The organism is Actinomadura xylanilytica, assembly GCF_030283145.1.
GTDB lineage: Bacteria > Actinomycetota > Actinomycetes > Streptosporangiales > Streptosporangiaceae > Spirillospora > Spirillospora xylanilytica.
Map to the genome: position 1 here is coordinate 1199515 of NZ_JASNWE010000002.1, position 14582 is coordinate 1214096.

14 protein-coding genes and 1 riboswitch are annotated in these 14582 nt (G+C 72.0%); of the genes, 7 read left to right on the plus strand and 7 right to left on the minus strand.

Translation table 11 applies throughout. The features are described 5' to 3' along the window. Window positions 1-99 precede the first annotated feature (99 nt). The 3 genes from QP090_RS16730 to QP090_RS16740 all read right to left on the minus strand — a co-directional run bounded on the left by QP090_RS16730 (window position 100) and on the right by QP090_RS16740 (window position 4484). The gene (locus tag QP090_RS16730) at window positions 100-1020 is read right to left on the minus strand and encodes a coiled-coil domain-containing protein (RefSeq protein WP_285939841.1); all 921 of its coding nucleotides are present in this window, start codon (window positions 1018-1020) and stop codon (window positions 100-102) included. A gap of 3 nt (window positions 1021-1023) precedes the next feature. Beyond that, a riboswitch (cyclic di-AMP (ydaO/yuaA leader) is annotated at window positions 1024-1189 on the minus strand. Between the two features lie 164 nt (window positions 1190-1353). After that, a complete protein-coding gene (locus QP090_RS16735; RefSeq protein ID WP_285939842.1) occupies window positions 1354-2526 on the minus strand; it encodes a S8 family peptidase in 1173 nt (390 codons plus the stop codon). A 134-nt stretch (window positions 2527-2660) separates the two neighbouring features. After that, complete coding sequence (locus QP090_RS16740) at window positions 2661-4484, minus strand: serine/threonine protein kinase (RefSeq protein ID WP_285939843.1); 1824 nt, start codon at window positions 4482-4484, stop codon at window positions 2661-2663. Window positions 4485-4648: 164 nt separating this feature from the next. Between QP090_RS16740 and QP090_RS16745 the strand changes: the two genes are divergently transcribed. Together QP090_RS16745 and QP090_RS16750 are read left to right on the plus strand one after the other, a co-directional pair. Then, complete coding sequence (locus tag QP090_RS16745) at window positions 4649-5101, plus strand: sterol carrier family protein (RefSeq protein WP_285939844.1); 453 nt, start codon at window positions 4649-4651, stop codon at window positions 5099-5101. Window positions 5102-5203: 102 nt separating this feature from the next. Then, window positions 5204-5374 (plus strand): LamG domain-containing protein, encoded by a 171-nt coding sequence (locus tag QP090_RS16750; RefSeq protein WP_285939845.1) that lies wholly within the window; start codon window positions 5204-5206, stop codon window positions 5372-5374. A gap of 28 nt (window positions 5375-5402) precedes the next feature. Here the strand turns inward: QP090_RS16750 and QP090_RS16755 are convergent, their stop codons facing one another. After that, window positions 5403-5774, minus strand: coding sequence for a DUF4190 domain-containing protein (locus QP090_RS16755; RefSeq protein ID WP_285939846.1), 372 nt, complete (start codon window positions 5772-5774; stop codon window positions 5403-5405). A gap of 128 nt (window positions 5775-5902) precedes the next feature. Between QP090_RS16755 and purF the strand changes: the two genes are divergently transcribed. Continuing rightward, complete coding sequence (gene purF / locus QP090_RS16760; RefSeq protein ID WP_285939847.1) at window positions 5903-7441, plus strand: amidophosphoribosyltransferase; 1539 nt, start codon at window positions 5903-5905, stop codon at window positions 7439-7441. Window positions 7442-7493: 52 nt separating this feature from the next. Beyond that, entirely contained in the window at window positions 7494-8525 is a 1032-nt protein-coding gene (gene purM, locus QP090_RS16765) for a phosphoribosylformylglycinamidine cyclo-ligase (RefSeq protein WP_285939848.1), read from the plus strand. A gap of 378 nt (window positions 8526-8903) precedes the next feature. On the opposite strand, the gene QP090_RS16770 is transcribed toward purM, so the two are convergent. Together QP090_RS16770 and QP090_RS16775 are read right to left on the minus strand one after the other, a co-directional pair. Continuing rightward, window positions 8904-9113, minus strand: coding sequence for a DUF3073 domain-containing protein (locus QP090_RS16770; RefSeq protein ID WP_285940100.1), 210 nt, complete (start codon window positions 9111-9113; stop codon window positions 8904-8906). 327 nt (window positions 9114-9440) lie between these two features. After that, window positions 9441-10523 carry a Glu/Leu/Phe/Val family dehydrogenase gene (locus QP090_RS16775; RefSeq protein ID WP_285939849.1) on the minus strand — a complete coding sequence of 361 codons (1083 nt, stop codon included), beginning with the start codon at window positions 10521-10523 and terminating at the stop codon, window positions 9441-9443. Between the two features lie 136 nt (window positions 10524-10659). Here QP090_RS16775 and QP090_RS16780 point away from each other — a divergent pair, with 136 nt between their 5' ends. Both QP090_RS16780 and bldC read left to right on the plus strand, forming a co-directional pair. After that, window positions 10660-11574, plus strand: coding sequence for a DUF8083 family protein (locus QP090_RS16780; protein WP_490393318.1), 915 nt, complete (start codon window positions 10660-10662; stop codon window positions 11572-11574). A 271-nt stretch (window positions 11575-11845) separates the two neighbouring features. Next, entirely contained in the window at window positions 11846-12049 is a 204-nt protein-coding gene (gene bldC / locus QP090_RS16785) for a developmental transcriptional regulator BldC (protein WP_012850682.1), read from the plus strand. Between the two features lie 289 nt (window positions 12050-12338). On the opposite strand, the gene QP090_RS16790 is transcribed toward bldC, so the two are convergent. After that, the gene (locus tag QP090_RS16790; protein WP_285939850.1) at window positions 12339-13046 is read right to left on the minus strand and encodes a TetR/AcrR family transcriptional regulator; all 708 of its coding nucleotides are present in this window, start codon (window positions 13044-13046) and stop codon (window positions 12339-12341) included. 273 nt (window positions 13047-13319) lie between these two features. On the opposite strand from QP090_RS16790, the gene QP090_RS16795 reads away from it, so the two are divergent. Continuing rightward, window positions 13320-14441 (plus strand): LacI family DNA-binding transcriptional regulator, encoded by a 1122-nt coding sequence (locus QP090_RS16795; protein ID WP_285939851.1) that lies wholly within the window; start codon window positions 13320-13322, stop codon window positions 14439-14441. The last annotated feature ends 141 nt before the right edge of the window (window positions 14442-14582 follow it).

The window sequence follows — 14582 nt, forward strand, 5'->3', positions numbered from 1 at the left end:
ATGCCTCACCCGTGGGAATTCGAGTCCGGGCACGAGTGCCCTGGATGTGCCCTCTCGGGAGATCTCGTGAGCTGCGGCCCTGGTCAGAAGGCGATACGTCTAGAAGACCGAGATGTGGACATGGTCGTAGTGGTTGGCGGTGGTACCGCCGCGGTTGGACATGGGGTCCCAGCCGGGGCTGCGCATGTCGTAGATGCGCTGGCGCCAGATGATGTACTTGATGCCGAGCGCGCTGGCGTGGGCGATGGCGTAGGCGGCGGTGCGGTCGCCCAGGGCCTGGGCGCTGCCGGCGGCCATCTGGCCGCCGGTGGTGACCATGAAGTCGCAGGCGTGGCCGGTGCCGTGGTCCTGCGGGTCGCCGGTCGAGCGGACGCAGCCGATCGTCGGGAACGGGCCCTGCTCCTGGTCGAGGGTGTCCTTGACCTTGCGCATGCGGGGGGTCACGCCGCCCATGCCGACGCTCGGCGACTCGGGCTTGTACTTCTTGACCAGCGTCCTGATCCGGTTCTTCTGCCGGGTGAGGTCCCGGATGTGCTTCTCGAGGTCGCCGATCTTCTGCTCCGCCTCCCGGCGGGCCTTGTCCTGGTCGGTGACCAGCTTCTTGATCTGCTGGACCTTCGCCGACTTCTTCTGCGCGAGGTGGCTGGCGAGGCTGAGGTTGCCGAGGAACGCGGCGGGGTCGTCCGAGCCCAGCACCGCGGCGGTGGGGTCGGCGCCGCCGGTCATGTACTGGGTGGCGGCGAGCTCGGCGACCAGGTCGCGGGCCGAGGCCAGGTCGGTCTTGAGGTCCTTGGACCGGGCCACCGCCTGCTTGGCGTCGTGCTCGGCGTCCTTGAGCTTGGCCAGGTCGCCGCCGTAGGCCTTGTCGAGCTTCTCGATCTGGCCGTTCAGCTTCGCGAAGCGCCCGCTGTCGCCCGGGTCGGCCCGGGCCATGGTCCCGCCCGCGCACAGCGGCAGGACGGCCGCGGCGGCCACGAGGGCCGCGGTGGCGCGCCGAAGGGTGGAGGTGGGGGTCTCCACGTCCTCTCCTCTCCTCGATGGCCTACCGGGTTAGCTGACGGATTCGGGCCGGAGTCTGCCCTATCACCGGCGTGCGGTGAATTCACCCCGGCCGGGACGGTGTGAGCGCCCCGGCTAGTGGGTCCCCGGTTCCCGGGCGGTGCGCCGCGGGATTCGGCCGGTCCGGCCAGCCTGCCCCGGGTCTCGGGGCGAGTCACCGACCGAATGCCAATGAACGGTAATGAACCATCTGTATCGCCGCCAAGGTTAAACCCTGTGGCGTGGAGGCGGTTCGGAGTACAGGAAGCCCGGCCCCCCGCAGCGGGGGAGCCGGGCCAGACTACGTGACCGGCCTCACAGCCCTCCCTTGAAGAGGAGCTTGTTCGTCGTTCCCTTGGGGAGACGCTTGACCTGCCCGCGGGTGGAGCTGTCGGTCATCCACTTCTGCACCTGCGAGAAGCCCGCGCCGCGGTGGGTGGTGAGGTAGAGCGCCGCCACACCGCTCACGTACGGGGTGGCCATGGAGGTGCCGCTGAGGGCGCGCTTGCCGTTGCCCGGCCAGGTGGACCAGATGCCGTAGCCCGGCGCGTGGATGTCGACGCAGGAGCCGTAGTTGGACCAGTCGGCCCGGTTGTCGTAGGACGTGGTCGCGCCGACCGCCATGACCCAGCCCGCGCTGGCGGGCGAGGTCTTGCAGGCGTTCTGGCCCTCGTTGCCGGCGGCGACCGAGACGAACACCCCCGACTTGGACAGGTTGGTGACCGCGGTGTTGAGCGCGGCCGACTTGGGGCCGCCGACGGACATGTTGGCCACGGCCGGCTTGGCGGCGTGCGTGCGGAGCCACTGGGCCGCGGCGACGAGGTTGGACATCGGGCCGCTGCCGTCACAGCCGAGCACCCGGACCGAGCGGAGCTTGGCCTCCTTGGCGACGCCGTAGGTCTTGGAGCCGATGATCCCGGTGACGTGCGTGCCGTGGCCGTTGCAGTCGCGGCCGTCGCCACCGAACTGCGGGGCGGTCCAGGCGGACGCGGCCCGGCCGCCGAACTCGCGGTGGCCGGCGTCGACGCCGGTGTCGATCACGTACGCGGTGACGCCGCGACCGCGGGCGCCGTAGGAGTAGGACTTGGACAAGGGCCGCTTGCGCTGGTCGATCCGGTCCAGGCCCCAGGGCAGCGGCGCGCGCTGGGTGCCGGACGCCTTGACGATCTGGTCCTGTTCGATGGCCGCCACCCGATGGTCACGGCGGAGTTGGTCGAGCTGGGTGCGGTTCAGCCGGGCGGCGAACCCGTTGAGGACGCCGTCGAAGCGCTGCACCGCCGCGGCCCGGACCTTCTTGGCGGCCGAGTCGGAGGAGGCGCCGTCCTTGAGGGTGACGATGTACTGGCCGGGCACCGGGGTGCCCTCGGCCGCCGCCACCTTCACGAGCGCGGCGTCGGGGTCGGCGGCGAGCGAGGGGAGCGTCGCCGCGGCCCCCACGCATGTCGCGACGGCGCCGACCGTCAGCAGCCTTCGGTGCACAGTCCGCACGTGGGTCTCCTTCGGTCGGGCGGGACCGCCCGGGGGACGGTCCCTGCCCAAGATCGTGGTCTTCGACCGACCGGTACCCTAATGGATCCTGGCTGCAATATGCCGCTAAAGCCGACATGTACGCAGGTCGCGGATCAGTTGCGGCTGAGCTTCCCCGCGTAGCCGCGCTGGTTCTGCGGCGAGCTCCACGCGTACTGCAACGTCCCGTCCGGCTGCCGGGTCACCTGGACGTTCCCGCTGGTGCACGGCCGCGGGACGGTCAGCGACATCTCCAACTGCTTCCCGGTGCCGCGGGTCAGCTTGAGCGTCCCGTTGCACTTCTCCTTCGGGTAGACGGCGTGCGCGGTCGTGGACCCCTCCTGGAACGTCACCTCGATCGGGAAGCTGACGTTGTTGATCGCGTTGACCGCCGTCCCCTTCCAGGTCCCCGAGAACGACTCGGGGATCGAGGTCACCGGCTGGTCGTCGGCGACGGCAGGGCCGGACGGGGGCTTGTCGTCGCCGCCCTTGAGCGGCCACAGCACCAGGCTGATGATCGCGATACCGACCCCGACCCCGATGATCAGGGACAGCGCCACGCCGAGCACGTGGTTGCTCGGCCGGCTGAACTTCGTCGGCATCGCCAGGATCGCCGTCGAGTGCCGCCCGTCGTCGCCCTGGCCGGGCTCCAGCCCCGGGATCAGGTGCGGCGTCGGCTCCGTGCGGTCGGCGGGACTCGCGGGCGGCTCGTACAGCGGCGCCGGCCCGTTCGGGTCGATCGCCTGGAACGCGGCCGTCGGATCGGCCGCTCCCGCGTCCGGATCATGAGAGGGGACGGCACCGTTCCGTAGCGCCGCCGGTGCGAGCGCCGGCTGGTTGGGCCTCGCCTGACTCTGCGGAGCGGGAATCGGGGCAGGGATGGGGGTGGGCGCGGTGACGGGGGCCGGCAACATCGGGCCTGAGATGGCCGGGGCCTGAAGCGCAGGCACCGGAGCCGCCGCTGGGGGAGCGGGCTGCGCGGAGGGTGCGGACGGCGCGGGCTGCGAGGAGGGTGCGGGCGTTGGGGGAACGGGCGGCGGTGCAGGGGGGTCGGGCTGCGGGGTTGAGCTCTTGGCGAGGGCCCTGCCCTCGGTCAGCATCGTCGGAGGTATCCGGGGCGCCAGCTCGCCGTCCTCGTCCAGCAGCCGCTCCAGGACGAGCTTCGCGGTCGGACGTTCGGCAGGGTCCTTGGCCAGCGCGTCCGTGACCACCTCGCGCAGCGACTCGGGGAGTGTCGACAGGTCGGCGTCGTCGTAGACGATCCGCTGCATCACCTCGGACGGCGAGTCCTGCCCGAAGGGCGGCTTCCCGGCGGCGGCGAACAGCATGGTGGCCGCCCACGCGAAGACGTCTGCGGCGGGGCCGACGCCCATACCGCTGAGCTGCTCAGGAGCCTTGTAGGCGGGGTCGTCGGTCACGTTCCCTGAAGGACCGGCGTTCACCGCGTCCAGCGCGGGTGCGATACCGAAGTCGCACACGCGGGGCCCGTCGCGCCCTAGCAGGACGTTGCCCGGCTTGAAGTCATGGTGCACCGCGCCGGCCCGGTGGACGGCGGCCAGAGCGATCGCCGTACCGACCGCCAGACGTTCCACTACGGCGCCGCCGCGCGGACCCTCGTCGTCTACGAGTTGCTGAAGGGAGGGGCCATCGACGCACTCGCTCACCACATAGGCACGGTCGCCCTCGACCTCGGCTTCCAGGATCGCCGCGGTGCAGAACCCGGAGACCCTTCGCGCAGGGGCGAACGCTCCGGTGAACCGTGACCGGGCCACCGGTTCGCCGCTGAGCCGGACGTGCAGGAGCTTCACCGCGACGTCGCGTCCGGCGGGACCGCGGCCGAGGAAGACCGCGCCCTGCTCACCCACGCCGAGCCGGCCCGCGATCTCGTAGGAGCCGAGTCTTCGCGGGTCGCCGGGCTGCAACGGCAGCGCCTCGGGCATCTGACGAACCTCCGTGTCCTCCCGCCGGAGGGCCTCCCCCCGGCGCCCCCCGAACCTCTTGGATCCCCGTGCCGGCACCGGACCCTTTCTACCGGGTGACGGCCGGTTCCGGCGCCACCGGCGGCGGGCGGCCGTCGGACGGGACTCGGGTAGCGTCGGTCCCGATGTCCCGCACACCTCTCACCCGCGCCGTCCTGGACGAGCAGCGGACCGCGCTCGGCCTGCCGCCGTCGGCCGGCGCCGACGAGCCCGCCGCGCTGCGCCGCGCCGCGCTCGACACCGTGCTCGCCGCCTACGACGCGGGCGCCGAGCCGTCCCGGCCGGTCGTCAAGGGGGCGGTGCGGTTCCTCCTCGACCGGCTGGCCGAGCTCGCGCCGGGCCGTTCGGTGGAGGTCCGCGTCCCCCCGTACGCCGCCGTTCAGTGCGTCGACGGCCCGCACCATACCCGGGGAACCCCGCCGAATGTGGTGGAGATGGACGCGGCGACCTGGATCGCGCTGGCCACCGGGCGCCTCGCCTGGACCGACGCGCTGGACGACGGACGCGTCCGGGCCAGCGGGGCGCGCGCCGACCTGTCCGGCCATCTCCCGCTCCCTCAGGGCCCGCCGCAGGGCTGACGCCGGCCGCCGGGGCCCGTGCCCGCCCGGGGCTTGTGCGGGCGGCCCGGCGCTGCGAGCGTGGAGGCGATCGGTCGGTCGGGGCATGGCAGGAGAGGCGGCGTGGCCGAGCCCCTGGAACACGCGGTGGTGGCGCCCGCAGGCCCGATCCTCCTGGGCAGCGAGCCCACCAAGCCCGCCTTCTCCGGCCTCCTGGACGACTTCCGCGTTTACACGTCCGCGCTGGACGTTGAGGCCGTCCGCGCCCTGGCCGCTGGGAACGCCCCCTCCTGACCGCCGGTCTGGTCCTCCGGTCGTCCGTTCAGGGGGTCGCGGTCTCCTTGGCGAACGGGAACTCGCGCTCTACGCACTGCTGCCGGGCCGCGTCGTCCGGATACAGGGATTCGTCCCCGCACTGCGCCGCCTTGTCCAGCAGCCAGAAGAGCGCGACCGCGCCGAGTACCAGCGCCACCGCGGAGACGGCGATGCCCGCCCCCGCCGTGCGGCGCCCGCCCTCGCCGCGCCTCACCGAGACGATCCCCAGCACCACCCCCACGGCGGCGGGGACGATCCCCAGCAGGCACAGCGCCAGCCCGATGAGCCCGATGATCCCCAGGACCAGCGAGGCCTTGGCCAGACCGCCGCGCTCGGGCGGCGCGGACGGCGTGTGCGTTCGGTACCCCGGCATGGTCATGCGTTCCTCCCTCATGTCGCCGACCACATTTCCGTGCCCGGCCGCGGGCCTGTGATTCCGGGGAGTAAAGGTCGGTTAAGGAGATGCGCCGATCGGAGCAGGTGAAGGGGGCATCTACACTGGCGAGCGTGCCTCTCCGTGACGGACGTCTGAGCCACGACCTCGACCCCTCCGACCGCCCACCGCAGGACGCCTGCGGTGTCTTCGGCGTCTGGGTCCCCCCGGACCCGGCCGACCCGGCGGAGGTGAGCAAGCTCACCTACTACGGGCTCTACGCGCTCCAGCACCGGGGCCAGGAGTCGGCGGGCATCGCGGTCAGTGACGGTTCCCGCATCGTCGTCTTCAAGGACATGGGCCTGGTGGCCCAGGTCTTCGACGAGTCGGTGCTCAATACGCTGCGCGGCCATATCGCCGTGGGCCATTGCCGCTATTCCACCACCGGGTCCCCGACCTGGGAGAACGCCCAGCCCACCTTCCGGTCCACCGAGGACGGCGGGATGGCGCTGGCGCACAACGGAAACCTGATCAACACCCTGGAGCTCGCCGACCGGCTCGACCCCCGCGAGCTGACCGCGACCACCGACACCGAGGTGCTGACCGCGCTGCTCGCCACCCGGGCCCGCGCCGTCCGCGTCGAGGCCGCCGCGCGCGCCGCCGCCGCGGAGGCGGGCGGCACGGCGCCGGCCGCCCCGATCAAGTGGCAGGACGGGCCGCTCCAGGCCGCGCGGGAGATCCTCCCCGTCGCCCAGGGCGCCTACTCCCTGGTCTTCATGGACGAGGGCACCCTGTACGCGGCCCGCGATCCCGAGGGGATCCGGCCGCTGGTGCTGGGCAACCTGGAGGACCGCGGCTGGGTCGTCGCGTCCGAGACCGCGGGGCTCGACATCGTGGGCGCCCGCTTCGTCCGCGAGATCGAGCCGGGCGAGCTGATCGCGATCGACGCGGGCGGCGTCCGGTCCGAGCGGTTCGCCGAGGCGCGCCCCAAGGGCTGCCTGTTCGAGTACGTCTACCTGGCCCGTCCCGACACCTCGATCGCCGGGCGCAGCGTCCAGGCGACCCGGGTGGAGGTCGGCCGCCGGCTGGCCCGCGAGCACCCGGTCGAGGCCGACATGGTGATCCCGACGCCCGAGTCGGGCACCCCGGCGGCGATCGGCTACGCCGAGGCGTCGGGCATCCCGTACGGGCAGGGCCTGGTCAAGAACTCCTACGTCGGCCGGACCTTCATCCAGCCGTCCCAGACCATCCGCCAGCTCGGCATCCGGCTCAAGCTCAACCCGCTCCGCGAGGCGATCGAGGGCAAGCGCCTGGTCGTGGTGGACGACTCGATCGTGCGCGGCAACACGCAGCGCCAGGTCGTGGCGCTGCTGCGCGAGGCCGGGGCGGCCGAGGTGCACGTGCGCATCTCCAGCCCGCCGGTCTCCTGGCCGTGCTTCTACGGCATCGACTTCGCCACCAAGGCCGAGCTGATCGCCGGCAACCTCGACGTCGCGGGCATCCGGGACTGGATCGGCGCCGACTCCCTCGGCTTCATCGCGCTGGACGAGCTGATCGCCGCCTCCCAGATCGCCAAGGACAGCCTCTGCCGGGCCTGCTTCGACGGGGTCTACCCGATCGAGGTGGAGGCCGCCGCCAGGGGCAAGCACCTGCTGGAGCCGTCCCGATCGTGAGCGGGATCGTTCCAGCGCAGGCCTTCCCGATCACCACCGAGAGGACCAGAGCATGAGCGGCACCTCGTACGAGGCCGCCGGGGTCGACATCGCGGCGGGCGAACGCGCCGTCGAGCTGATGAAGTCCCGCGTCGCGCGGTCGTGGCGGCCCGAGGTGGTCGACGACGCCAGCGGCTTCGCGGGGCTCTTCGACGCCTCGGCCTTCCTGCGCTACCGGCGCCCGCTGCTGGCCACCTCCACCGACGGCGTCGGCACCAAGGTCGACCTCGCCCGCCGCCTCGGGATCTACGACACCGTGGGGCACGACCTGGTCGGCATGGTGGTCGACGATCTGGCCGTCTGCGGCGCCGAGCCGCTGTTCATGACCGACTACATCGCCTGCGGCAAGGTCATCCCCGAGCGGATCGCCGACCTGGTGGGCGGTATCGCCGACGGCTGCGCCCTCGCCGGCTGCGCCCTGGTGGGCGGCGAGACCGCCGAGCACCCGGGACTCCTCGGGCCGGACGAGTTCGACATCGCCGGCGCCGGGACGGGCGTCGTCGAGGCCGACGAGCTGCTCGGGCCGGGCCGGGTCCGGCCCGGCGACGCGGTCCTGGCGATGGCCTCGTCCGGCATCCACTCCAACGGCTACTCGCTGGTCAGGCACATCCTGGCCCGCACCGGCCTGACCCTGGAGGCGCAGCCGGGCGACCTTTCCCGTCCCCTGGGTGAGGAACTCCTCACTCCGACGCGGATCTATGCCCAGGACTGCCTCGCGCTCACCCGGGCCGGCGGGGTCCGGGCGTTCGCGCACATCACCGGCGGCGGGCTGACCGCCAACCTGGCCCGCTCCCTGCCGCCCACGGCGGACGCCGTCCTGCGGCGCTCCTCCTGGACGATCCCGCCGCTCTTCGCGGTGCTCGCCGCGCACGGCGAGGTGCCGGCGGCCGAGATGGACAAGACCTTCAACCTGGGCGTCGGCATGGCCGCCATCGTCGCGCCCGACGAGGCCGACGCGGCGCTCCGCCTGCTGGCCTCCCGGGGCGTGCCCGCCTGGACGCTCGGCGAGATCGTCCCCGGCACCGGAACCGCCGTCTTCGGCTGACCGCCGACCGCCGTCTTCTGCTGACCGCCGAGCCGCCGCCCGCCAGGAATCCCGGGGCGGCGCTCGGCGGTCACATGAGTGTGACCGCTGAGAGACAGGACCAGAGCGTCCCGGCCCGTCCGGACGGCCTGGCACGGGCGATTCGTGCGGCTGAGGGGGCTTCTGAGGCGTTGGGCCGGTCCGCTGGTGGTTCTGGTCGGCCTCGGCGCGTACAGGACGCTGGCGCCCATGGGATGGGCGCATGCGGACACCGTCCGCTATCGGCTGCCGGTCACGGGCGTGCCCGCCACGCCCGTACCCCAGTCTGCGGTCACGCCAGGTGCACGAATGCCACTGCCCGGCTCGAATGGCCGGGCAGTGGCATGATGCCTGTGCCGATCAACGACTGGAGGGGCCGTCCTTGGGCTCCTCGGTGCCGTAGTCGTCGGCGTAGTCGGCGTATTTCTCGGCGAGCTCGTCGTAGTCTTCGCCGGAGGAGTCGTTGACTCCCAGCTCGCTCTTCAGGCGGTCGAGGTCTGTGCCGCCGCTGTTGTACTTAAGCTGGCGGGCAACTTTTACCTGCTTGGCCTTGGCTCGGCCGCGACCCATTGGCTCGACCCCCTCGATGGTCAGGGCTTTCGTGGGCCCATCAACGCGCGCGTGTACCACACGAACCGGTGCCTGATGAGCCATGCGTCAGTCACGGAACCAACCGTACCCGTTTTGCGCCCGGCTCGATACATCGTCGGTACGTGGCGGCACGCTCGTTGCGGAGATCCCCAGTGTATCGGGTGATTGCGAGTTCACCGACTTGGGTCGGGCTGCCCCGCCGGAGCGTGTGTTCAAGCGGAAACAGTCACTCACTGTAACTGCAAGGACACACGTCCCGGCGGGGCGTGCGCGGGCGAGCGGGCGGCCGGGCGCGGTGCTCGCCGGCTAGAGCAGGATTCCGCGCAGGCGGCCGATCTCGGACATCCTCCGCTCGGCGAGGCGGTCCGCCGCGACCGCCGGGGGGACGCCCTCGTCGGCCGCGAGGGCGAAGATCCGCCGGGTGGTCTCGAAGATCCCGGACGCCCTGGCCCTGGCGCGGTCGAAGTCGAAGCCGTCGATCTCGTCGGCGACCTGGATCACGCCACCGGAGTTGACCGTGTAGTCGGGGGCGTACAGCACGCCGCGGTCGGCGAGCTGCTTCTCGATGCCGGTGTGGGCGAGCTGGTTGTTCGCGGCGCCGCACACGATCCGGGCGGTCAGCTCGGGCACCGTGGCGTCGTTGAGCGACCCGCCGAGCGCGCACGGCGCGTACACGTCCAGGCCGCTGTGGATCAGTGCGTCGTTGTCGGCGACGACCTCGACCTCCGGATGCCGCTCCCGCACCCGGGCGACCGCGTGCTCGCTCACGTCGCAGACCACCACCTCGGCGCCGTCCTCGCGCAGGTGGTCGACCAGCCGGTGGCCGACCTTGCCGACGCCCTCGACACCGACCCGCCGGCCGCGCAGGGTCGGGCCGCCCCAGACGGTCTCGGCGGCGGCGCGCATGCCCTGGAACACGCCGAAGGCGGTCAGGATGGACGAGTCGCCCGCGCCGCCGTGCTCGGCCGTCCGGCCGGTCACGAAGCGCGACTCGCGCGCCACGACGTCCATGTCCTCGCTGAAGGTGCCGACGTCGCACGCGGTGTAGTAGCGGCCGTTCAGCGACTGGACGAACCGCCCGTACGCCCGTAGCAGCGCCTCGGACTTGTCGGTGGCGGGGTCGCCGATGATGACCGCCTTGCCGCCGCCGAGATCGAGTCCGGCGAGGGCGTTCTTGTACGCCATCCCGCGGGACAGGTTCAGCACGTCGGCGAGCGCGTCCTCCTCCGACCCGTAGGGGTAGAAGCGGGTGCCGCCCAGCGCGGGGCCGAGCGCGGTGGAGTAGATCGCGATGATCGCGCGCAGGCCGCTGGCCTCGTCCTGGCAGAAGACGACCTGCTCGTGTCGGGGTTCGGTGCCCTTGTGGGGCGCCCCGAAGACATTAGGCACGGTAGTGCCCTCCTCTCTGTCTCTGGATCAGACTAAAGGCGGCCGGGGCCGTCCCGTCCGGTCCCCCGCCGCCGCGGCGGAGGTGTGATCATCTCCTTGAAGGACGCCGTGCGGCTCCGGCTCGTGTCACGATGCGATGGTGCTTCCGTACGCCGCGTACCTACGGGTATATGAGCCGGTGACCGCCTTCCCGGAACCGGCACGGACGCTGTGGACGGCCTATGCCGACTCCCGGCGGCGCCCGCGGCGGATGCACGCGCTCGGCGTCGAGCACCGGCAGGCCGCCCGCCGGCTGATCGCCGCGCCGCCCGAGGTGGTGCCGGAGCGGGAGAGCCCGGACGCCTACGTACGCCGCTCGGACGACATGATCTTCATCTGTCCGTGGGAGACCCGGCTGCGCTCCTGGCTGGCGTTCGCGCGGTTCCGGCAGGAGACGCCGGCGGTGGCGGCGGCCTCGTTCGTCCCGCCGATGGTGGCCGAGCGGGCGATGGGCGAGTTCGGGCGGTGGAAGCGGTCGGGCCGTCCGCTGCACCCGTACATCCTGACCAGCAACTGGCACGTGCCGGTGGCCTGGTTCGTTCCGTTCGCCGGCACCGAGCGCTGCCTGCTGCTGGGCGCGGCGGGCACCGGCTACCGCGGATCGGCGGACGGTTCGCGTGAATCCGCAGGTCGTGGCCCTGTGACGGCCGCTCCGGCGCGTACGCTGATCTACGTCACCTCGATGTATGAGGCGCGCCGCCGCGTCGGGACCGCGATCCCGGTCGTGCGGGCCCGCCCCGGCACCGGGGAGGGCGGCCTGCTCGCGGCGGGACGGCTCGAGGCGCTCGAGCGCTGGCTGGACGGGTTCCATCCGCGCGCCCTGGTGGAGCTCGACTACGGCGGGCTGGTGCATCTGCTCGACGACGCGGCGCTCCGGGCCGACCAGTCGGTGGCCGAGACGGGCGTCGCCCTCGCCGCGATGGCGCGGGGCGAGGTGGAACTCACCGTCGCGATGTACAAGCGTCTCCTCGCTCGCTGGCGGCCCGTACGGGCCCTGGAGAGTGCGAACTGAACAAATTTCCCGAATCCGCGCGCGATACGACTATACGTGTCGCTAGAATCACGCAGCGTGACCCAGTGGCCATGTAACACGCAGGCAGGGTGCCGCGTTCATGGATGTTCCTACGCACCTGATGCCAGGTACTTGCTTGTTGCGTTGAGTGGTGGCAAGGTTACACGTTGTGATGTCATAGTGGCTCTTTCGGGCCATAGGGGACATCGTGACCGCGCGAGGATCAATCGCAGGATCGCTGTCATCGGTCCACGGAGGAGAGGCCGCACACATGTCAGCACGTACGCCAGAGGCCGAGCCCCTGCTGACGCCGGCAGAGGTGGCGACGATGTTCCGCGTCGACCCCAAGACCGTCACTCGGTGGGCGAAGGCTGGAAAGTTGACGTCCATCCGCACCTTGGGGGGACACCGGCGCTACCGCGAGGCTGAGGTGCGGGCGCTGCTGGCGGGAATCCCGCAGCAGCGATCGGAGTAGCGCACTCCGACCGGCGGGCGCCGTCAGGTCCCGCCGGACGCACGCCGCGCAAGTATTGGGGGGCGCCCAGGAGGCCGCTGAACAACCTCGCACGACATTCGGGCGAGGACGCGTTCAGGGGCCTCCTGGACGACGGTCCAGGACCACGATCATCCGAGAATCGCGGTCCTGGGCCACTCACCGTTCGACCGGATGTCCCGTTCGTGACAGCGGACGGGACATTCGCATGCCCGCAGACCGTCCAGAACGCTCAGAACACCGGGACGCCCCGGCCGGGACCGGCGGCGGGTCAGTGCTCGGTGCTCAGCTCCTGCTTGGAGAGGCGGTCGAAGAGGGCGCCGGTGCCCGGGTCGTGCTGCCCGGCGACGTGCAGCAGGACGATCAGCTGATCGACCAGGAGGCGCTCCAGTTCGGAGCGGGTCAGGTCGCGGTTCTCCAGCCAGTCGAGGCCGGCCGTCTCCACCGAGGCCATCCAGGAGCGCAGCGTGATGCGCAGGATCGGCTGCGGCGACTCGACGCCGACGGCCTGGAGGATCCGGCCCAGCAGGAGCTGCCGGATGCCGTCCACGATCTCGCCGACCTCGCCCGAACGATCGGCCGGGCCGCCGCGCAGTAGCGCGGTGAAGCCGGCGGCGTGGCTCTCGACGAAGTCGAAGTAGCGTTCCAGCGAGATCTGGAGCCGTTCGAGCGGCCGGCCCTCGGTCGGCGGTTCGAGCAGGACCGAGAGCTGCTTGGCCGCGCTGGCCAGAGCCGCGATGTAGAGCTCGTACTTCCCGCCGAAGTAGTGGTAGACCAGCGCGCGCGAGGCGCCCGCCGCGGCGGCCACGTCATCGATCGAGATGTCCTCGGGCGACCGGGTGCTGAACAGTTGCAGCGCGGCCTTGATCAGCTCGTCCCGCCGCTCGTCGACGCTGAGCCTGCGGCGGCTCCGTCCACTGCCGCCGCGCCCGCTCTGCCCGCTCTGTGCCTTACCTCCGGCCACCGCACGATCTCCCACCCGGGCAGCGTATCCGAGCATGCGTGAAGGCACGTCACGCCCGGTGAGCCGGGCCTCTTCCCGGCCGCCCGGGTGGCGCGCGCAGGAGTGTGATCCAGAACACCACAGGCCCGAACTCCCATTGGCGACGGCCCGTTACTCACTGTTGCGACGGTTTGGGGTGAAGGAGAGGCATCATGGCATCTCCTCGCGAGAGAGGAAGGTGCGCCGACCCCCGGAGCGGGCTCGGAGCGCCGCGGCGGCAGGTCCTACAGGCCCCCTGGACGGAGTGCCATGTCAGCTGGTGAAGGAACCCCCCCGCGCAACGAGAGGACGGCGCCGGGAGAGGGCGCGGTCCCCGCGCCGCGCAGCAGCACCGAGGGGAGAACCGTGCCCGCGCCCGCGCCGAAGCCCACCATCCGCAACGTCGCCGAGCGCGCGGGCGTGTCGAAGTCGCTGGTGTCCCTGGTGATGCGCGGGTCGCCGCATGTCAGCGAGCGGCGCAGGCAGGCGGTGCTGCAGGCCGCGCGGGAGCTCGGATACCGGCCGAACGCCGTCGCGCGCAGCCTGGTGGAGGGGCGCACCAGGCTGATCGGCGCGATCGTGGCCGACCTGCACAACCCGTTCTTCGCCGAGTTCCTCGACGGGTTGCAGGAGAGCCTGCACGGTGCCGGGCTGCGGATGCTGGTGGGCAGCGGGCGGTGGGATCCGCTGTTCGAGGCCGAGGCGGTCGAGGCGTTCCTGGAGATGCGGGTGGACGGGCTGGTGCTGCTCAGCGTCGTGCCCGAGTCGCTCAAGGAGGCGGCGGCCAGCGTCCCGGTGGTGGTGGTCGGCGAGCGCGACGTCGTCGGGGTCGACATCGTGGTCGACGACGACGAACTCGGCGCCAGCCTGGCCGTCGACCATCTCGTCGACCTCGGGCACCGGCGCATCGCGCACATCGAGGGGGCCCGCTCGACGACCGCGCGCTACCGGCGCGCGGGGTACGAGAAGGCGATGCGGCGGCACGGGCTGACCGACGAGATCGTGGTGGAGGCGGGTGACTTCACCGAGGAGGGCGGCTACCGGGCCACCCGCGCGCTGCTGACCCGGGACCCGCGGCCCACCGCGATCTTCGCGCCGAACGACCTGGTGGCGACGGGCGCGCTGTCGGCGGCCGACGAGCTGGGGCTGGAGGTGCCGGACGGGCTGTCGATCGTCGGGTACGACAACACGCACCTGGCGGCGATCCGGCACATCTCGCTGACCAGCGTCGACCAGCCGCGCCGCGACATGGGGCGGGTGGCCGCCGAGCTGCTCACCGCGCGGATCGGCGACCCCGGGCGGGTGCCCCGGCAGAACCTGGTCGTGCCGCACCTGGTCGTCCGCTCGACGACGGGCCCCGTTCCCAAGACGGGACCCGTCCTCGTGACCTGACCTGCCCTGACAGGTCTGCCCCGGCCCGCCTCTGCGGCCTGATCCGGTGGCCCGGCCTTCTCGGTGACCTGACCGTCCCGGTGCCGTGACGGTCCGGTGCCGCGACGGTCAGGTGGCCGGTGCACGCGAGGTCGATCGCCG